The organism is Duganella sp. GW822-FHT06D06, assembly GCF_058799615.1.
Map to the genome: position 1 here is coordinate 1 of NZ_JBXALQ010000019.1, position 18,393 is coordinate 18,393.

The window sequence follows — 18,393 nt, forward strand, 5'->3', positions numbered from 1 at the left end:
CCGGAAGAGGCTGAAGCATGAACGGGGTGGGGAATTTTCGATTCCCACAACTGGGGAAAATTGGGTTCCCCTTGACACCGCGCGCACGATCCTGGATGAAGTGTTAAACGAACGCGTGGACTTGATCGAGCACCAGCTGGCGCACCGCGTCATCGACCCAAATGGGCGGGCCTATAACCGCACCGCGCACCTGCCGGCGCGCAGGGCCATGATGCAGCGCTGGGCCGACTACCTCGATCAACTGCGCGCTGGTGCCGAGGTCATTCCGATTCGTCCTGTGCCTGGTGGTGGTCAGGGCTGATCGCAGATCCAGACTTTGCATCATGAGGCACCACGTGGTTGTTGGCCTTGTAGGCTGGGCCGCGCTGCGCAATGCGCGTGTCCAGCCACTTCATCACGTCATCCTCCAGCCATCCCACCGAACGTGTCGATAGCTTCACCTGCGCGGGGAAGGTGCGGAGCTTGATCTCGCGATACAGCGTTGTGCGCGACAGGCCGCATAGCTTTAACACCTCACGGATACGCATAAGGCGGCACGTGCCCGGAATAGTTTTATTGGTGTCCATTTTTTTTCCTCTCTGGTCTCGGAAAGCCTTTAGGTAAAGTAGCCGTTTCGAGTTGCTTGGAGATTGACGTATCGCTATAGATGTTGCCGGTGTTAAGCGGCGTATCGTTTTTTTCCTGCGCGCGTGTTGGCGCTAAATTCGTGGTCGCATTGTTTGAGGTAGCTGAATGCGGTACCGCGAAGTTTCCGGGAGTCCTTGCGGAGCTTGATATTATCAAGCGAAATGGAGCCGAGGCAGCGAATGCAGGATAGGCTCGCGCCGGTAAATGTGCTCCATCCGCTATGACTGATTCGCCTATTCTTGATGTCTCTGTTGGCGGATCGACGGACTGTTAATCCGCAGGTCCCTGGTTCGAGTCCAGATCGGGAGCCAGAATTTTAGTGGTACAGAATCAAGGGGTTACATGCTTCGGTGTGTAGCCCCTTTTTTTTCATTTTGGGACGATTGCGGGACTGGGTGGCGGAGTCCGCGGGTCCTATGGCTTCGGCGGGAAGGAGGGGGCGGTGCGGCGACTGGGCGGGCCTCTCGCTGCGCTGAGGGCAGTTTATTTGGGCATAGTGGCCGCCGGTGACCCCGCTGAGCACAGGGGATGGCTACCCCCTACGGCTTCGGATCGACGGCACAGAGGCACAGCTGGCAGCAGACAGCGGGGATGTTCTCACAGGCCCACCTTAGGATTTCCAGTTATGTACTCTCGGCATGCAGCAGAGAACCTAACAACTCTGGGTGAAAATAGGTGGTTTTTTCCTTCGGGATAGCTAATGTGCAAGCTCCCTTTTTGACCAAGACACCAAGGCTGGTCTACCGCATTTTCGTTTGCATGACCTTCGGCATCAGCACGCCTCTCTTATGATCAATGATGGCCGGACTCTTTATGAGGTCCAGCATATCCTCGGGCATTCGGATGCGAAAGTGACTTAAAGGTACGCGCACCTGTCCATGGATACGTTACATCACGCGTCTAACAGTGCGTCTGTTGCGATGAAGGTGGCTAGTAGGGGAGCCGTGGTGCTGAAGCTGGCAGCGGCATAAGTGGAAAAACGCGGCGGTGCATGTACTGGCCGCTCATCCTCCATGCGTAATGAGTTGCCAGTAAACTGGCCGTCGTGACAATCTGTGAGTTTTGTGATTTGGCAAGATGTTATTCTGAACAGATATGAGTCGAGCCTTGGGCTGTGATGGACTGAAGCTGTTCGAAGAAAACAAATACGTCGTTTAAGGAAGCCTGATGGTCAATTTCAGCAAGCGGATCGCAGGTGGCACAGCTAAGAAAGCGGTTGATCCGATCGCACTATACGAAACCTTAGATCGTGCTACCGACAAGGGGCCCCTTCGTCCAGCCCAGATTGCCGTTCTCAAAGCGTGGTTCGAAAATCACCAAGCGGACCGTGACATTATCGTTAAGTTGCACACCGGCCAAGGGAAAACCCTGATTGGCTTGCTGATGCTGCAATCTAAACTTAACGACGGAAAGGGCCCCGCTGTCTATCTGTGTCCTAATAATTTTCTTGTTGAGCAAACTTGCGAACAGGCCAAGCAATTTGGTATTCGAACGAATATCGCTGCACCTGATTTGCCAGAAGAGTTCCTGCACGGCGATAGTATATTGGTGACGTCTGTTCAAAAGCTCTTTAATGGGCTGACAAAATTTGGGCTCAACAATCAGTCGATTAGTATCGGATCGCTACTGATGGATGACGCGCATGCATGTGTGGATGCAATTCGTGCGGCTTGTCGTATCAGGATTCCTAGCGACGAACCTGCCTATCATTCATTAGTGGAAATGTTCTCTACTGAACTGGAGGAGCAAGGTATCGGTACTTTTGCTGATATCCAGAATCAGAAACATGATGCTTTACTTCCTGTCCCCTATTGGGCATGGACCACCAAAGAAAGTGAAGTTGCGCGGATTCTTTCGGGTGCGACTGACAGACCAAGTGTACGTTATGCTTGGCCTCTGCTTAAGAATATGCTGGCAAGTTGTCAATGCGTGGTCTCAGGTGACGCTCTTGAAATTGAGCCCTTCGTCGCGCCACTAAATGCTTTCGGAAGTTACTGGAGAGCCACACACCGTATTTTGATGTCCGCGACAGTAACCGATGACTCATTCTTGGTGAAGGGTTTGCAGTTATCGGCTAAAACTATTCTGTCGCCTCTAAAGTACTTGGCGGAAAGCTGGTCAGGCGAAAAGATGGTATTGATTCCTTCTTTAATTGACGAGGGCTTAGATCGGACCGAAGTAGTGAACATGTTTGCTCGTCCGAACGAAAAACGGAAATCCGGTGTTGTCGCGTTGACCAATAGCTTTGCCAATTCAAAAGATTGGGTAGCCTATGGTGCAATTGTGGCGGATACGAAGAGCATTCCTGCAATTGTTGGGCAGCTAAAACGGGGTGATTATGAATCAACGGTTGTTCTAGCAAATCGATACGACGGTGTTGATCTTCCAGACAATTCGTGCCGAATTCTGATCTTCGACGGGAAGCCATTTTCTGAGAATCTTATCGATCTTCACACTGAATCGTGTCGGCCGAATAGCGAAACTACTTTGATCCGTGCAGTACGAAGCGTGGAGCAGGGTATGGGCCGTAGCGTGCGTGGAGAAAAAGATTACTCTGTCGTTATCGTTACCGGAAGTGATTTAACGCGGTTAATACGGGACAGTAAGTCGCGTTCGTATTTCTCACCTCAAGTAGCGCAGCAAGTAAAAATTGGCATTGATGTTGCTGCGATGGCCAGAGAAGAGGCGGGCGAAGAAGGCAGCCCTGCCGATGCTTTCTCGAAACTGATCTCCCAATGCATCAATCGTGACCCCGATTGGAAAGAATATTATATAGAGCAGATGGATTCGGTAGTCCCAAATTTGATCCGAAAAGATATTCTTGACCAGTTTGAGATGGAGTTACTCGCTGAGCAAGCATATGCTGGCGGAGACTATCGTGGTGCCGTTGATCGAGTTCAAAAATATCTTGATGAGCATGCCAAAGATAGTGATGAAAAAGGTTGGTATCTTCAGGAAATGGCTCGGTACAGCTACAAGTTTGACCGTCAGGCATCGGAGCGTTATCAACTTGCTGCGCACAGCACGAATCGACTGCTCCTGAAGCCAGCTAATGGAGTCCAGATAAAAAAGCTCGCCATAGTCAGCCATGGGCGCATGGAACGCATCCAACAATGGATTTCTCGATTTGATGACTATTCACAACTTAATGTCGCGCTTACGGATATCTTGGGGCGGCTTGCTTTTGGCGTGAAAGCGGATAAATTTGAGCATGCTTTAGATGAACTTGCTACGTGTATTGGATTTATTGGTGAGCGTCCAGATAAGGAGTGGAAGGAGGGCCCCGATAATCTTTGGGCACTGGATGCGACACAATATGTGCTATGGGAATGTAAGGATGAAGTGTTGCTTGAGAGAAGTGAGATAAATAAGCGTGAATCGGAGCAGATGAACCGTTCCGCAGCATGGTTCGATAAACATTACCCTAGCATGAAAGTAAAGCGAATTTTAATTCATCCAGCTCAGCAGCTTGAAAGTGCTGGTGCATTTACGCATGATGTTGAGGTGATGCGATCTGCTGAATTGAAGAAGATGGTGAAAGCAGTACGGACCTTTTTTAATGCATTCGAACATGTCAATTTTTCCGATCTGTCTGTCAACCACATTCAAAAACTTGTTGACTCGAGTGGTCTCGCAATTAGTGAAATAATCGGGAGTTACTCTAAGAAAATTCGTGATAATCGGTAGCGCTTGGTTACGTTCTGCTGTGAATGTATAAGCATCATCACGAACCCAATCTATGCTGTTTTGGTAATTTAAAACTAAAATATATGGGAGAGTAAAATTGGTTGAAAAAATTGGGCACATTAAAAACCCATTAACAGTAATTGCTATTTTTGCCGCATTGGCAGAGGTGAGCGGAACTGTAGTTCTACCAATGCTCCAAAAGGAAACCCAGCAGGTGTATGTTTGGTTTCTGATGAGCTTTCCTGTTTTTCTCGTCGCCTCGTTCTTCTGGGTTCTTTATAACAAGCATCACGTTATGTATGCACCGACCGATTTCAAGGACGACAAAACGTTCAAGGAACTATTCGAAAACTCTAGTGGCTCTGCAAAGGTTGATAAAATCAATAATGAGACAGCTGAACTCGGAATTGAATCTGAAAAGACGGTTACTGAAGTTGAATTGGGCGACGCGGGTACTAGCAGTCACGCAGCTATATCTGCTTCCGAAACGCTGCGACGAACCTTTCAGGGAAACGGCTTGCTAGCGGAAGAACTTGTTGTGGCGAAGCTTTCAAAAAACATGGGGCTTAAGTTCGATAGAAATCTTGCAGTCAAAGGATTGCTACCCAAGCTTGTCTTTGATGCTGTTGCAACAACTGATGATCGAGCGGTCGTTGTCGAGGCACGATTTACTCGCCAGGGGATGATGCCTGAAGAAGCTCGTAGAGACTACTTTGATCGCGTAGTTCGATTCGCCAATGCCTTGCCAGAAGAGCGTCGTAGCAGTATTGAATTTGTTTTTGCTCTCGTAACAGACTCAGAAGACGAAGAAAAGATAAAGCGGATGGAAAGAACTATTCAGCGTATTCGCGAAACCGCTAGAGAGTACCCATTCAGGACTACGGTGCACTTCTTCAAAATGAAGGACCTAGAAAGCGAGTTTAAGGTTCACTGACTTTAGTGCGTGGTTGCAGGACTGATTGATTTGGTGGTGGCGAATCCTTGCACAGCAGGTTGGACCTTTTGGTTGCCGTTCGGCGTTCAGCTATCTCGGTAGCCGACCTATTGCGAAATGAGAGAGAATGAAGATCAATTTTTCTGGTTACTATCCACCTAGTGCAGAAGAGTACGAACGCCTTTGGAAGGAGGCGGCGATTGTATTGGATACGAATGTTTTACTAAACTTATATCGGTTACCTACGGCAGCTAGGGATGAGCTTTTCGGAGTGTTGGAGCTGCTGAAGGAACGGATATGGGTTCCGCACCAAGTGGCTCTTGAGTTTCAGCGACGACGACTCACTGTAATTGCGGGTGAACGGAAGGCTACCGAAGAGGCACTAACCACTGCGAGCGAATTGGTAGATGACATTAGGTCAAAAGTGGACGGGCTTCAAATTGATAAACGCGGCTTGGGTATTGAGTCGCAACCGCTACTTTCAGGACTAGAGGATGCTAACGTTAGGTTGCTAGACGCTATAAAGGCAACTCACAACGCTCAATTGGATATATCTGCCTCTGATCCGGTACGTCAACGTCTTGATGATCTGCTTGATGGTCGCGTCGGAGCTGGACCAATCTCTCAAGCAGAATTAGATTCTCTCATTGTTGGAGGTGATGAACGATATAAGGAAAAGATTCCACCAGGGTTTGCTGATATTGACAAGGAAAAAAATCCAAATGAAGCGACATTTATCTTTGACCATATTAAGTATCAACGGAAGTTTGGTGATCTCATCCTCTGGCGGCAAATAATTCAACGAGTCAAAGAGTCTAAGATTAAGGCGGTGCTGCTAATCACTGCAGATCGAAAGGAGGATTGGTGGTGGCGAGAACAGGGTAAAACCGTTGGCCCTCATCCTGAACTGGTTCGAGAAATTCATAGAGATGGAGGGGTCGATCTTTTTTGGATGTATTCCTCAGTTCAATTTGTCGAACATGCAAATAAATATTCCAAAGCCTCTGTATCAAACGAATCAGTTGCTGAGATTAAGCAGGTGGCTCAATTTAATCCGGATAAACTAGTTCCTGTGCATGAATTTTTGAGCGACGGTATAGAATACCCCGTGGCCGAATCTCGGGGCGGTGCTCCACGTTTCAGAAGCCAGGGCGAGATGAATGTAGTTGAGCAGCACGTTGAAGTATGGCTCTCCCGCAGAGGACAGTTTGTTGAACGTAATTCACGTAATTTTCCGGATTTTTTAGTCAGATCTGAAAATAAAGTACATGGCTACGAAATTAAATGGATTCGTAGCTTGGATCGGATGATGTCGCCTATAATTATTGAAGGATTACTTCGAGGCTATTTGGAAGTCAATGAAGGGCGCCTTTCCGAATTTACTCTGATTATTGTGGTTTCTGTTACTGATTTTTTTGATATATTAGAGTCGCACCGAAAAGCTCAGCTTCATGAACGGATTAATAGATTGATTACCAAGTACCCAGTTGATTCAATTGTTGTCGGATCTATAGTTAATGAGAAGTTTGAGGTTCTGACTTACTTAAAGAATCCGAGACAGGACGATGATTCGCTCATGTAATTTTTCGAATCTGCCATTCGGTCCGTGTTCGGCGTTCGGCGGCGCCAAGTCCTTGACCTGCATCAACTTTTCAACAGCGACGCCACGGCAGCGGCCATACTGTCTCGGTATTAGGTCGGTCCTTGAGGGCCACGACGGCAGGGGCCGGAAAACTTGTTACGGTTCTTTAACTTGGCGCCCATAGGCTTTCCGGATCCTCGTTCTGTTAAACCGTAAGTCCTTGGTCCGAGTCCAGGTCGGGGAGCCAGAATTCATAAGGGCTCGTGAGAAATAACGGGCCCTTTTCGTATGGGTAATATTCACCACTTCCCCGCTGCCTAATCCTTCGCAGGTCCCTCGGAATCCCCATCCGATTCCAATGCTGGAGTGGCAATAAGAGCGCCGTTCATGCGCCGGTACAGGGGGCCAATTTCAGCTTCGACTTGCTCGTACGATTCGCTTTGCAGCACGCTGTATTTTTTGTCGAATACGGTCGTCTGGTCCAAGCGCGCGTCCGAGTTCTTCGTGACGCAAACGATTAATTGCATTGACGCCGGAAGACTGTCCGCGATGAACTCCAGGACGACGTGCAGGTTCACGTCGTCCTGATCCTGCTGGTTCGGCGAATCGATAACCACCGGAACCGAGACGTTCAGCTGCTCGCTCTGGCATATTTTCCAGATCGCTGCATAGTACGCCAACAGAAGGCGGGGGCCGCCGCTGCCCGAACGGTTCGGCCTGCTCATTAGCCCTAGCCTGCCGGCTGGGTCGGGTACGTTAAGCGCTTTCCTGGCATTGGCGTAAGCCAATCGGAACGCCTCGACGATTCTCTTGGTTCGTTTCTTGTCGGTTAGCTCTGCAAGCCTAGCGCTCACGGTTTGAAGCTCCGCGTTCCAGCGGGCCAATTCCTCGTTTATCTCTTCTCTCTCGACATCGAAAGCCCTGTGCGCAACTTGGGTTCCCTGGGATTCGACCACTTCCCTGAACTTCAGTTCCCCCCGCTTCTTTTCCAGGATCGTGTTGATCCTGGAATAGTTGCCTCGCAGGGTTCTCAAGTCTCGGTTCGTTGCCGCAAGCTCCTGCTTTGCCGTTCCAAGGTCTTTTTGCAGGGTCCTGGTCAGCTCTTCCAAAATCCGAGCGTCTTCGGCGTATCCCAAATAGTGGAGGAACGACTCCTCGTGCTCCGCTCCGCAAGTAGGGCAGACAAGTTCCTGCGCGTTGCTGACGTTAGCCAGGAACTTCTGATCGCTTGCATATTCCCGCAGCGATGCGTACGCGACGTCAATCTGGCGGCTGATACTGGCGACGATTTCGGACTCGCGGACATATTTCGAGCGCAGCTTTTCCTGGGTCTGGTTGAGTTCGTTCGCTTCTGACGTCAGCCTTTGGACTTCCTCTTCGAAGCCTGCTTCGGAGAGGTTCACCGTCCCTTGGGGGAGCGCCTGGCTTAGCCTGGCACGCGCCCGTTCCAAAAGCCGCATCTCGCTTGCCTGTGCGTCTGCTTCTTTCGAAAAGGTGGCCTGCTGGCTTTTTAGTTCGTAATATTCGGCGGGCCTTATGCCGCTGAAGTATTCGAGGATGCTTTGAACAGGAGCCGAAAAGCGCTGTGTCGCGGGAAATGTCTCCCATTTCTCGCGCCAGCTTCCATCCTGGTCGATGTAGAACGGAAGGAAGAAACAGGCCGGGTCGGCGCGAGTTCCAGCGCCGCCTTTTTTTGCGGTCACCACCAGATTGAATCCGACGAGGTCCGCGAACGCTTCCGCCCAAATCGCGTGGGAGTCGGTAGCGGTCAGCAAATTCCCGTGGGAGTCGTAGAGCGCCCGTGCGCCGTTCTGGTGGATCACCCGGAACGAGTTCCCCCCCACCTTGAAGGCTACGGATGAGACAGTATTCGCATCCCACTGTTCCAATTTCCCCAGTGGCGTTGCCCCCAGCGCTATGAACAGGTTCTTAACTAGGCTCGACTTCCCCGTGTGATTTTCGCCCAGGATCAGGTTCCTGCGCGGATGGAAGTTCACTTTCCGCGCTTTTTTGTCGCGATGCGAGAGCAGCGAGATGCTTTCGAATTGGAAGTTTTTCATATGATCTTGTCGATAAGCTGCGTAAGAGTTTTCTAAAATCAGGCTGTGGCATGTTTCGTTACCTGGATAAGTAAATAAGCGAAAATCTCGGTATCCTTGAACGACGTGTGCGCGGGGGCGAGTTCCTGGACCTTGGCCTCGAGAGCCGGCAGCATTGGATTTATGAGCACGAGATCGGGCGCCAAGCTCATGCAAGCTCCGACTAGCGCGCGTTCCTCATCGGAAGAAGTGCCCGAAACGAGGCTGGAGAAATATTTCGATACGCCGACGTTGATGCCCAGCTTGCGAATCGTCGCCAGCCCTTCCTGGGTCAGCCCGGCAAGCAGAGTATCGATATGCGCTTTAAGGTCCGGTATGTTCGTCAGCGCGCCTAACGCGGCGTCCATCTCCCCCATGGAAAAACCGCGCTGCCGCCGAAGCTCGGCGAAAGACTTTACGGGTTCCGTTTGCCGCCCCAGCGTGCTCAACTGCATGAATAGCGCGTCAACGAGAGCCTTCGCCTGGCCTACGTGGGAAGGCATGTTCTTCCCCAGGTATTCGAAAGCCGCGCCGAGGGCTAGGCGGACCGGGTCGTCAGGATGCAAGGTCGTTTTTCGCAACGACAGCCGCGTCAGGTCCGGAATCACGCCGGGAGAGGGATGGAGGAGCGCCAGGCTTTCCTCAAGCGCAGCAGTGTGCTGGGCATCTAGGTCGGCCGCCAAACATGCCAAGAGCTTCGATGCCGCGCCTCTCGCCGCGAGCGGAAGGTCGCATCCGGCGTTCGATACGAAATGCACCGTGCTCTCCAGATGCTGGCAGGCTTGGCCCGCCAAGTAGAGCTTGCCGATGGGGCTTTTCTCGATTACCGCCCGAGTTGGCGGCACTTTCTTTTTCCGCGCGTCGGGTTTCGGCAGGCCTGTCAGCAAATTGAAGGACCACTCCCCGCTGTCCTTCTTCTTTACCTGGTAGATGTCGATCCGGGTGGGCACCGTTTCCGAGTCGAGCTCTGCCACGTCCTGAACGGATTCGAACAGGATCAGGAAATCTTTTGCACCTTTTTGCTTGAGCTCGAATATTCGGACCATGGCCCAAAAACGCTGGAAATCGACGCCTTTCTGCCCATGCCCTCCGCCCGCTTCGGCCAAGCTGGGGTCTTGGCTCATCGAGAATATTTCGGAGAATTTCTCTTCGGCTGCCGCCATATCGATAGCTTCAAAAATAAATGTTGAGTTCGGGAAGTTCGCGGCGGGTTACCGCTCATGTTGTTAATCTAACAGCAGGCTGATAAATTGCCAATGTATTTTGCATTCCTGTCGGCAATGGATGTTCTTAGGTCTAGACGCCCGAGACTCGGTCCTCGAATTGGGAGCTATGAATGTTACGGCATACTCGGCGATGATCGAGGCTGCCTTGGCCTCTCGCGCCACCCCAGCGCAAAGGCTGTCATCACGCAGCGATGTAATGGCAAAGCCCGTTGCGGCCCGGGATAAGGCCGATCTAAACGACGACGGCTCACGATAACAACCGGGAGAAGGCGCCTGGAGAATCCGCCCTGGCAGTTTGACTATTAGGGGCGAAATTCTTCGACGTCGAAATCTATTTCGCTCACGTCCTGCGTTTTGGTATTCACCAATGCCGTTGCCCTAAGGTAGCAACGTAATCCGATCTCCAAATACACGAAATCGCCGTCGGGAGTAATTCTCTGGAAAGTGACATCGACGTCCCTTTTGTGCGCGTTATAGACGTCCAGCGACACGGAAAGCGAAATGTATATTGCCCGGAGGTTGAACTTGCAAAGCACGTACGAAAGCGAACCAGAAAGCGGAACGACCTGCAAGAGCTCGGTATCTTCGAAACCCTCGACGATGTCCCAATTGGAGGATTCCACCACCATATTGGGCAGGCAGAGTAGCTGCAGCAGCCTGGAAGTTCCCGGACCCTCCAGGTACTCGCGAACGGATGCCGAGAATCCATCCTCAATCAGCTCCAGGTTATCGTCGCCGAACGCTGCCATGTCAACTGCTTGGTCGGTAGGCGTCAGCTGCTCGTCATTGAATGTGGAGAGTTTGATGTACGGAAGCAGCCTGTTTTCCAATTTCTTGTGTTCCCAGTCGGCCAGCAGGTGCGCATGGAATTCGAGCGGCTCGTTTTTTTTGCCGTCGGAGTAAAAATCATTCTTATTCTCCGTGACGAATGCGACGTGCCTGTCGCTCCGGTTTTCGTCGAGGAAATCAAGTACCGTAAGCCAAATCAGTGCATCACGGTAGCCCTTCTCCCCCTTTTGAAACGGGCGTTCCTCGAGAATCGCTTTCCTGACAAGGCGGTGGTGACCGACCTTTTCGTAGCCCGCGCACTCGACCGAATGGAATTTTTCCCTGAGGACTGCTAGCAGGTCGTAGGGTTCCTCCGCTTCGACCTTGGGCCAAGCGAAGGCTCGGTCGGGAGCCAAATGCTTTGCCTTGGACATCAGGCCGGTTAAGGCGGAGCGGAATTCCGAAAAATGCTCCCGATATTTTGCGTTCGCCTCATCGACGACGACCTGCGAAACCAAGATGGTCGCGGCAACGCCGTTTGCGTGCTTGATGAGGCGCGCGAATTCGGCACTGCGCAGATGCCAGTTGTTGAAGAAAACATTGGTGTCGAGGACTATGTACATAGAGGGGGGGGCTGGGCTGCTTTATTGGGGAGGGGGCGCCGATTCTACACGAGCACTGTTCTGAAAACACTGCGGCTATCGTCGTGTCTTAAAAATCCGCTCTATCGCGTGTCCGTTCATGCACCGTTCGAAACCAAGCTCTTCAGCCTCCTCGAGTTTCGTTTTGCCGAGATACACCCGTTTGCCATCCACGATCACCTCGGTCACCAAGTCGCCGGTGTCGGAGTAGGGGCCCGGAAGGAAGCTGGCGAGCCTCTCGCCGAGCCAGACCGTTCCGTTTGCGTCCCTTCCTGCAGCCGGACGGTATTCTGCCAGCGCCGGCAAGTCGTCACGTCCGAAGTCGGCTTCTGTAGGCAGGAAGCGGACCGTAACATTGACGGGGACGGTATCGGAAGGGATGGCGCGGGGTATGCGCAGGATGCGTTTCGCATAGATGTGTCCTCGGTCGTATTCTGTTGCGAATCCCATGCTTTCCCAGAAGGACGCGGACGAGCTTGGAGCGCACTCGATAAGCAGCAAGGCCTCTCCCGCATCTCCGGAGGACTCGACGAGGGCGGCTACCATGGCGCTGCCGATCCCGGTGCCACGCAGGTCGTGGCGTACCTCAAGGAGGCTGTCCGTCGAGTTGAGCGAGCCCCAGCAATACGCGACCGCTTCCCCGGTCGTAGAGTCCTCGTAGACGAGCATTCCCCGTTTCCTGTAGACCGCGAGCGTGACCTTCCAATTCGCCAGGAGCGATTCGGCGTCGGCCGGATGCCTAAGGAGCCATGCATGGATCACGGGGATGTCGCCGTCCATCGCGGAGCGGACGCGGCCAGCTGTCGGTTCTCTCATTGGGTTCCTTTGTCAATGCGCGGGAAGTATTATTTACTTCAATGGCCGAAATGAAAGAACCGTTGCGGTGGCTCGACCTTTGCCTTGGCGTGATCTGTTCCTCTCCATAACTTCCTCGATCCACGTATCCATCATCAGTTGTGATGCTGGCTCTGCGTCTTTAGAGCGTTCATATGTCATCCAATTGATGACTTCAATGACTGCGTTTCTCGCCTCAGGTGTCATGTTGTCCAACGCCGCATAGCAGCGCGTTTGGGTGTCGTCTCTTGATGGTGTCTCGTCATCCATAAATTTTCCTTAGCTCATGCTCAGGGTCTTTGTCGCGGGCCGGCGCAAGGCGCTGAACTGGTTAAAGGGAGTTCCTACTTTACTTGCGAACACTTGGTCTGCCAAGCAAATGATATTGATTTGGTGACACGATCGCGGAAACCGCGTGGAACAAGCCGAGATCAAGATGATTGAACCTTGGAGTACCGCGCTGGTCGAACGCTTGGATCGGAAAAATTGGCATGGGTCTATTGGTGCCGAGTAAGTTTGGAACCATACTGGCGAACATGAGCTCGCTTGAGGGACCACGGAGGGACATTTCGGGTCCCTCAGCGCTTTTTTCATAGGGCATTCGATTCCGGCAAGCGCACCAGAATTAGCAAAAAAACCCGTTTCTCATCTTGGGAAAATCGGATTTTTTGTTTTCGGCTGGGCTTAGCGACACGGCTCGAATTACTTGCATAAAAATCATGCAATGACGACTTGGGTTTGCCCAAGCTCGTTTAGTCGTATTCATGTTTAGCGATCAGTTTTCGGCGCTGCCACGGCCGGTTGACGTGCCGCGACGCATCGCCATGGTCTTCCAAGCCTTCAGAATACCCTTACCACTAAAGCCTTTCAACGGTCTCCGTGTAGCGCGTGGACGTGCCTTGAATTGCGACAGTTGCCCCAAGTCAAAGATGGATGCCGGAATTGGTCATAACCTTTGAATCTTCCTGTTAATGCCGAATCGAGATAGAGGAGGTTCCTTTATGGCTGCTATTCATTCCCCACCGAAGTCAAGCAACGTGCGCCCTGTTCAAAGCAACAAGGAGTTGAGTGGCGCACATTGGGCAAAGCGTTTTTTGGGCAGCAGTAGCACCCGAGATCTCGCTGGTACTTTCCGTCACGCGGTTGAGGACTACATCTGCGCGATGACGGAGGCGGGCATCGACGTTGCAATTGATGCGACGTATCGTCCAATTAAGCGTTCGTATTTGATGCACTGGTCCTGGCGGATCGTAAATGACGGTCTGGATGCATCTAAAATTCCAGCGCTGGCCGGTGTCGATATCGAATGGGAGCATCCGACCAAGGCCGAATCCATCAAGGCCGCGTCAGATATGGTTGCCGCGCTGTCCATTCGAAGGCTGCGGACCAAGCCTGCCTTGCGGTCACAGCACAATTTGGGCCTTGCCATCGATATGGCAATTTCGTGGAAAGGTACCGTTTTTGTGAAGGATGCAAAAGGCACGCTGGTCAGGATCGATACCACGCCTCGTACAGGAATGAACCGACAACTTATTGCGGTTGCTGCCAGTTACGGCGTCAAGAAGTACTTTGGCGGAAACAAGGATGTTCCGCATTGGTCCAATAATGGGCGCTAGCAACTGAAGGAGAACATGATGGTCTCAAGATTTGTCGTTTTAGTTGCCTGGTTGGTTGCTGCTGGGGTGGCAAATGCCAGAGTGCCCGTTCCGAAAGATATCCAAAATTTCATACTGAATGCCGATGAATGCGACCACGCAGCGGGGGAGTTTGACGGGAGCCTAAGCGAGCAACGACAGCGGGAGATCGAGCAGGCCGTTGTTAAATATTGCCAGCCTGCGCAGAGGCAGTTGAAGACGCTGAAGGCAAAATACAAGGGTGACGCCAAGCTGATGGAGCTCATTCGCAAGCATGCTTACGATTCCGTCGTCAGCTTTAGATAGTAATCCTACGGCGTAGAAATGATGTGCAGACGTTTGTTCTTCATGACCTGCCTGGTCGTGCTCGATGCAAGGGCTGCCGAGCCTTCCACGGCGGCGATTCTTAGCTGCCTGTCCGCGAGAGTCGTTGCCTCGTCCGTTACTTGGAGGGCTCTGCCGACAGAAGAAATTAACTCGCAAGACGACTACCAGGATGGGTTCAACGCGACCTATTATCTCGTCGTGCAGGGAAAGGAGATCGGCTTTGCGGAGAAGGGCGCTGAGAAGGGCATTCTCTTTGATCACAAGATCTATCCAGTCGATTCGGCCCGAGCGCTTTCTGGCTTCACAACACGCCCCACTGAACTGAACCCTTATATGGCGGAGTGGGGAACGGTGACGGATGCCAGGGGAACATTCGTTTGTGTCAGTTTCCCGTTTGGTGCGCTAGGGCAGAGTGGAAGCTTTCAAAAAAATAGAAGTGCCTATTTGATGCCGCTTACTGGTCCAAAAAATACTCGAAGCCTCTATTCCGCGACCGGCAAAATTAACTTGAGCGGGGCGCCGAAATAGAGCGCTTGCAAGAGCATGGCTGATCTGTCGGGTTAGTGGCTCCCGTCGTCATGGCGGCGACGGCCTTTGAAAACAGCCACGTCAGTGATCAACCTATTTCGCCGACGCCTGTTTCGCGCGGATGGTTTGCAGTTCGCTCTTGAGCCACGCGCCGCTGGACACCGGCTGCGCCGTGCCGCATTTCACCAGGTAGTCCTTGCCAGACCTGCTGCTGGTGCTGGCCGCCACGGCGATGAACTGCTCCGTCCCCTCAACCTTCTTCTTGTCGATCAGGTAGTCCAGCTTGCTTGCCAGATGGGCCTTGGCGTCGGTCGAGCTATACCAGCTGCCGTTGCGGTTGAACTGGCAGCCCGAGCTTCCCAGCCGGTTCAGCAGCGCGTCGATTTCCGCGCGCGATGCGGCCGGCAATTCGGCGGCCATGCTCGACGACATGGCAATCACCAACAGCGGCACGGCGTAACGATATTGCATATTTAATCCTGAAGTTTACAAGATCCTCCATGGTACGCCAACTGGCGCCGGAGTCAGTTTTCGCAGGAATGGAGCACGTTTCCCGGCTTTCTGTCGTCATCGTCGATGGCTTCGAGCGGCAAGTCGTGCAGCAGGCGGTAGTGTCTGAACGCTTCGCGTATATTGTCGCGCAAGAGATGGTTTTCCCATGGCTTGGTGTAGAAGCGGTAGATCGCTCCCCGGTTGATCGCCTCCATGATGGATTCGAGGTCGGTATATCCCGACAGCACAATCCTCAGCGTGTTCGGGTACAGCTCCTTCACCCGGTCCAGGAAGGTCGTGCCGTTCATGGTTGGCATGCGCTGGTCGCATAAAATAACTTCCACCTCATGCAGCGCCAACAATTCAAAACCCTCGGCGGCCGATAGCGCTGCGAGTATGTTGTAGCCGTCCGGACGCAGCAGGCGCTGCAACGAAGTGATGACCGACGCCTCATCGTCGACCAGCAACAGCGTCTGGCGCCGCACCGGTGCCGCGTTGCTCGACGCCGGCAGGCATTTCTGATCGCGCAGCACGGCGTCCGCATCCCTCGGGAACAGTGGACGGCTGAAATAATATCCCTGGATCTGGTCGCAGTGGTGGCGCCGCAGGAAAGACAGTTGCGCTTCCGTTTCCACGCCCTCGGCAATCACTTCCAGCTTCAGGCTGTGGGCCATGCTGATGATCGCCAGCACGATGGCGGCGTCGTCGGGATTGCTCGTTACTTCGCGAATGAAGGCGATGTCGATCTTCAGTTTGTCGATCGGGAAGCGGCGCAAATAGGCCAGGCTCGAATAGCCGGTGCCGAAGTCGTCGATCGAAATCTGGATGCCCAACGCTTTCAGGTTTTGCAGGGTGGCGATGGTGCGGGCGGTGTTCGTCATCAGGGAACTTTCCGTCAGCTCCAGCTCCAGCAGATCGGGCGTGATATCGTTGTCGCGCAGCGCCTTGATGATGTCCGCATCCAGGTCGCCTTCCACGAACTGGCGGCCGGAGACGTTGACCGAGATCTGCACCGGGCCTATTGTCGAGCGCATCCACAGCGCAATCTGGCGGCACGCGGTCTCGATCACCCAGCTTCCTACGCGCACGATCAGGCCGGTCTCCTCCAGCACCGGAATGAATTCACTCGGCGGCACCGGGCCGTGCCCGGGACGCTGCCAGCGCAGCAAGGCTTCGACCCCGCAGATCCGCCCCGTATCGAGCTGCACCTTGGGCTGGTAGACCAGGACAAACTCCTCATTCTCGACCGCCTGGCGTAGCGCGGCTTCCATGTCGAGCCGCGCCAGCGCCTCGGCATTCATCTGCGCGGTGAAGAAACGATAGGTGTCGCGGCCCGCTTGCTTGGCCCGGTACATCGCCGTGTCCGCGTACTTGATCAGCGTGGTGGGATTGTCGGCGTCTTCCGGAAAGACCGTGATGCCTATGCTGGCCGTGATGGCGACCATATGGCCCTCCAGCGCGAGCGGCGTGCGCAGCACATCGCGGATCTTGTTGGCGACGTGAATCGCGCCTTGCTGGCCGTCCTGCATGATCAGGATGACGGCAAACTCGTCGCCGCCCATGCGGCCGACGATGTCGCGCGCGCGCACGCACTGGAGCAGCAGCGTGCTGACGTGGCCCAGCAGTTGATCGCCGGCGACGTGGCCCAGCGTGTCGTTGACGTTCTTGAAATAGTCGAGATCGATGAACAGCACGCCGACCTGCCAGGCGTTCTGTGCGGCCTGGGCCACCATGCGCGCCAGCGTTTCATAGAACGATGTGCGGTTGGGCAAGCCGGTGAGCGCGTCGTAGTGGGCCATGTGGTGCAAGCGCTGCTGCGTCTCCTTGCGCTCGGTGATGTCGCGCACCACGGCAACGATGATCCATTCGTTGTCGAAGTGTTGCGCCTGCCTGTGCACTTCGGTCTGAATCTCGGAACCATCTTTGCGCTGCAACGTGAGCTCGGAAAATGTATTCGCGCCGCGGCCGGCGATGATGGCGTCGTACAGGGCTTCCAGCTCTTCCCGGGTGCCGCCGAGCTGCACCGGGCCCAAGTGCATGAGCTCCTCGCGCGTGTAGCCGAACATGGTGCAGGCGGTCGCGTTGACTTCGACAAAGCACATGCTGCCGCGGCTGACCAGGAAGATCGCATCGGCGGTCGCATCCATGGCGCTGCGAAAGCGCTGCAGGTCGGCCGTGCGCGCTTGTACCTGCTGCTCCAGCATCGCGCTGTGTCCGGCGAGGAAATCGTTGTAGGCCTTCAGGCGCAACAGATTGCGCACGCGCAGCCACAATTCGGCCCGGTCCACCGGCTTGGTCAGGAATTCTTCCGCGCCCGCCGTCAAGCCGGCCAGGCGGGCCGCGCGGTCGATTTGCGCCGTCACCATGATGATCGGAATGGTCGCCGTCGCGGGGTGGGCCTTGAGTTGCCGGGCGACTGCGTAGCCGTCCATGCCGGGCATCATGACGTCGAGCAGTATCAAGTCGGGGGCGTGGCGCGCCACCGCCGCCAGCGCCTCGTCGCCGCTGGCGGCGGTCTCGGTCTGGTAGCCCTCGGGCCGCAACAGCGCTTCGAGCAGCTTGCGGTTCGGCAGCTCGTCGTCGACGATCAGGATGTGGGCAGCCTGGCTGCTCACGGCGGTGTTCCAAACGGGTTGAACTGGCTGGCCGCGGTGTTTTTCGCGGCGAGCAAAAGGGCATCGATGGTTGCGTACAATTCCTGGTAGCGCAGCGGCTTGGCGATGTAGGCGTCGCAGCCGGCGAGCTGGCTCTTTTCGCGGTCGGCCTTCATCGCCATGGCCGTCAGCGCAATGACGGGCACGGCGGCGGTGGCCGGGTCTTGCTTGAGCAGCGCGGTCGCCGCCAGGCCATCCATGCCAGGCAACTGGATATCCATCAGGATCAGGTCCGGCATTGCGGTGCGCGCCAACATCAGGCCGTTCTCGGCGTCGGTCGCGCATAAGACGGTATGGCCAGCCTTCTGCAGCAAGAGCAGGGCCAGCTTCATGTTGGCCGCGTTGTCCTCAATCATCAATATTGTGGCCATCCTGTTCTCC

General features: G+C 53.9%; 15 protein-coding genes and 2 pseudogenes. 8 read left to right on the forward strand and 9 right to left on the reverse strand.

The window, feature by feature from the left end; translation table 11 throughout:
• A pseudogene (locus tag AC1RMD_RS25940) lies at positions 1–301 on the forward strand (hypothetical protein); the annotation flags it as partial.
• Here the strand turns inward: AC1RMD_RS25940 and AC1RMD_RS25945 are convergent.
• Entirely contained in the window at positions 261–566 is a 306-nt protein-coding gene (locus AC1RMD_RS25945; protein ID WP_492930829.1) for a helix-turn-helix transcriptional regulator, read from the reverse strand. The pseudogene AC1RMD_RS25940 and the gene AC1RMD_RS25945 overlap by 41 nt on opposite strands.
• Positions 567–1,370: 804 nt before the next feature.
• Between AC1RMD_RS25945 and AC1RMD_RS25950 the strand changes: the two are divergent.
• From AC1RMD_RS25950 to AC1RMD_RS25965, 4 genes and pseudogenes are all read left to right on the forward strand, one after another.
• Positions 1,371–1,487 (forward strand): annotated as a pseudogene (locus AC1RMD_RS25950) (tyrosine-type recombinase/integrase); the annotation flags it as partial.
• A gap of 307 nt (positions 1,488–1,794) precedes the next feature.
• Positions 1,795–4,314, forward strand: coding sequence for a DEAD/DEAH box helicase family protein (locus tag AC1RMD_RS25955; protein WP_492930831.1), 2,520 nt, complete (start codon positions 1,795–1,797; stop codon positions 4,312–4,314).
• A gap of 97 nt (positions 4,315–4,411) precedes the next feature.
• Entirely contained in the window at positions 4,412–5,248 is an 837-nt protein-coding gene (locus tag AC1RMD_RS25960) for a hypothetical protein (protein ID WP_492930833.1), read from the forward strand.
• Positions 5,249–5,375: 127 nt separating this feature from the next.
• Complete coding sequence (locus AC1RMD_RS25965; RefSeq protein WP_492930835.1) at positions 5,376–6,830, forward strand: PIN-like domain-containing protein; 1,455 nt, start codon at positions 5,376–5,378, stop codon at positions 6,828–6,830.
• Positions 6,831–7,147: 317 nt separating this feature from the next.
• Here the strand turns inward: AC1RMD_RS25965 and AC1RMD_RS25970 are convergent, their stop codons facing one another.
• The 5 genes from AC1RMD_RS25970 to AC1RMD_RS25990 form a co-directional block, all read right to left on the reverse strand.
• Positions 7,148–8,890 carry a hypothetical protein gene (locus tag AC1RMD_RS25970; RefSeq protein WP_492930837.1) on the reverse strand — a complete coding sequence of 581 codons (1,743 nt, stop codon included), beginning with the start codon at positions 8,888–8,890 and terminating at the stop codon, positions 7,148–7,150.
• Positions 8,891–8,928: 38 nt separating this feature from the next.
• Positions 8,929–10,071 (reverse strand): dsDNA nuclease domain-containing protein, encoded by a 1,143-nt coding sequence (locus AC1RMD_RS25975; RefSeq protein WP_492930839.1) that lies wholly within the window; start codon positions 10,069–10,071, stop codon positions 8,929–8,931.
• 365 nt (positions 10,072–10,436) lie between these two features.
• Positions 10,437–11,525, reverse strand: a complete 1,089-nt coding sequence (locus AC1RMD_RS25980; RefSeq protein WP_492930841.1) for a PIN domain-containing protein — start codon at positions 11,523–11,525, stop codon at positions 10,437–10,439.
• Positions 11,526–11,600: 75 nt separating this feature from the next.
• Positions 11,601–12,359, reverse strand: a complete 759-nt coding sequence (locus AC1RMD_RS25985; protein ID WP_492930843.1) for a GNAT family N-acetyltransferase — start codon at positions 12,357–12,359, stop codon at positions 11,601–11,603.
• 33 nt (positions 12,360–12,392) lie between these two features.
• On the reverse strand, positions 12,393–12,647 hold the full coding sequence (locus AC1RMD_RS25990; RefSeq protein ID WP_492930845.1) for a hypothetical protein: 255 nt from the start codon (positions 12,645–12,647) through the stop codon (positions 12,393–12,395).
• A gap of 731 nt (positions 12,648–13,378) precedes the next feature.
• On the opposite strand from AC1RMD_RS25990, the gene AC1RMD_RS25995 reads away from it, so the two are divergent.
• Genes AC1RMD_RS25995 through AC1RMD_RS26005 form a run of 3 tightly spaced genes read left to right on the forward strand, consistent with a single transcriptional unit; the run spans position 13,379 to position 14,866 of the window.
• On the forward strand, positions 13,379–13,993 hold the full coding sequence (locus tag AC1RMD_RS25995) for a hypothetical protein (RefSeq protein WP_492930847.1): 615 nt from the start codon (positions 13,379–13,381) through the stop codon (positions 13,991–13,993).
• 15 nt (positions 13,994–14,008) lie between these two features.
• Positions 14,009–14,317 (forward strand): hypothetical protein, encoded by a 309-nt coding sequence (locus AC1RMD_RS26000; RefSeq protein ID WP_492930849.1) that lies wholly within the window; start codon positions 14,009–14,011, stop codon positions 14,315–14,317.
• Between the two features lie 33 nt (positions 14,318–14,350).
• Positions 14,351–14,866 carry a hypothetical protein gene (locus AC1RMD_RS26005; RefSeq protein ID WP_492930851.1) on the forward strand — a complete coding sequence of 172 codons (516 nt, stop codon included), beginning with the start codon at positions 14,351–14,353 and terminating at the stop codon, positions 14,864–14,866.
• A 93-nt stretch (positions 14,867–14,959) separates the two neighbouring features.
• Here the strand turns inward: AC1RMD_RS26005 and AC1RMD_RS26010 are convergent, their stop codons facing one another.
• Genes AC1RMD_RS26010 through AC1RMD_RS26020 form a run of 3 tightly spaced genes read right to left on the reverse strand, consistent with a single transcriptional unit; the run spans position 14,960 to position 18,383 of the window.
• Positions 14,960–15,337: a DUF5329 family protein gene (locus AC1RMD_RS26010; protein ID WP_492930852.1), complete on the reverse strand. Its 378-nt coding sequence runs from the start codon at positions 15,335–15,337 to the stop codon at positions 14,960–14,962.
• A gap of 53 nt (positions 15,338–15,390) precedes the next feature.
• On the reverse strand, positions 15,391–17,973 hold the full coding sequence (locus AC1RMD_RS26015) for an EAL domain-containing protein (RefSeq protein WP_492930854.1): 2,583 nt from the start codon (positions 17,971–17,973) through the stop codon (positions 15,391–15,393).
• Positions 17,970–18,383 carry a response regulator gene (locus AC1RMD_RS26020; RefSeq protein ID WP_492930856.1) on the reverse strand — a complete coding sequence of 138 codons (414 nt, stop codon included), beginning with the start codon at positions 18,381–18,383 and terminating at the stop codon, positions 17,970–17,972. Before AC1RMD_RS26020 ends, AC1RMD_RS26015 begins: the two co-directional genes overlap by 4 nt.
• Between the last annotated feature and the right edge of the window lie 10 nt (positions 18,384–18,393).

What these genes read in the sequence shown, in the direction of transcription:
- AC1RMD_RS25945 (WP_492930829.1), bottom strand. Translation starts at nt 566, where the DNA reads ATGGACACCAATAAAACTATTCCGGGCACGTGCCGCCTTATGCGTATC.
- AC1RMD_RS25955 (WP_492930831.1), top strand. Translation starts at nt 1,795, where the DNA reads ATGGTCAATTTCAGCAAGCGGATCGCAGGTGGCACAGCTAAGAAAGCG.
- AC1RMD_RS25965 (WP_492930835.1), top strand. Translation starts at nt 5,376, where the DNA reads ATGAAGATCAATTTTTCTGGTTACTATCCACCTAGTGCAGAAGAGTAC.
- AC1RMD_RS25970 (WP_492930837.1), bottom strand. Translation starts at nt 8,890, where the DNA reads ATGAAAAACTTCCAATTCGAAAGCATCTCGCTGCTCTCGCATCGCGAC.
- AC1RMD_RS25975 (WP_492930839.1), bottom strand. Translation starts at nt 10,071, where the DNA reads ATGGCGGCAGCCGAAGAGAAATTCTCCGAAATATTCTCGATGAGCCAA.
- AC1RMD_RS25980 (WP_492930841.1), bottom strand. Translation starts at nt 11,525, where the DNA reads ATGTACATAGTCCTCGACACCAATGTTTTCTTCAACAACTGGCATCTG.
- AC1RMD_RS25985 (WP_492930843.1), bottom strand. Translation starts at nt 12,359, where the DNA reads ATGAGAGAACCGACAGCTGGCCGCGTCCGCTCCGCGATGGACGGCGAC.
- AC1RMD_RS25990 (WP_492930845.1), bottom strand. Translation starts at nt 12,647, where the DNA reads ATGGATGACGAGACACCATCAAGAGACGACACCCAAACGCGCTGCTAT.
- AC1RMD_RS25995 (WP_492930847.1), top strand. Translation starts at nt 13,379, where the DNA reads ATGGCTGCTATTCATTCCCCACCGAAGTCAAGCAACGTGCGCCCTGTT.
- AC1RMD_RS26000 (WP_492930849.1), top strand. Translation starts at nt 14,009, where the DNA reads ATGATGGTCTCAAGATTTGTCGTTTTAGTTGCCTGGTTGGTTGCTGCT.
- AC1RMD_RS26010 (WP_492930852.1), bottom strand. Translation starts at nt 15,337, where the DNA reads ATGCAATATCGTTACGCCGTGCCGCTGTTGGTGATTGCCATGTCGTCG.
- AC1RMD_RS26020 (WP_492930856.1), bottom strand. Translation starts at nt 18,383, where the DNA reads ATGGCCACAATATTGATGATTGAGGACAACGCGGCCAACATGAAGCTG.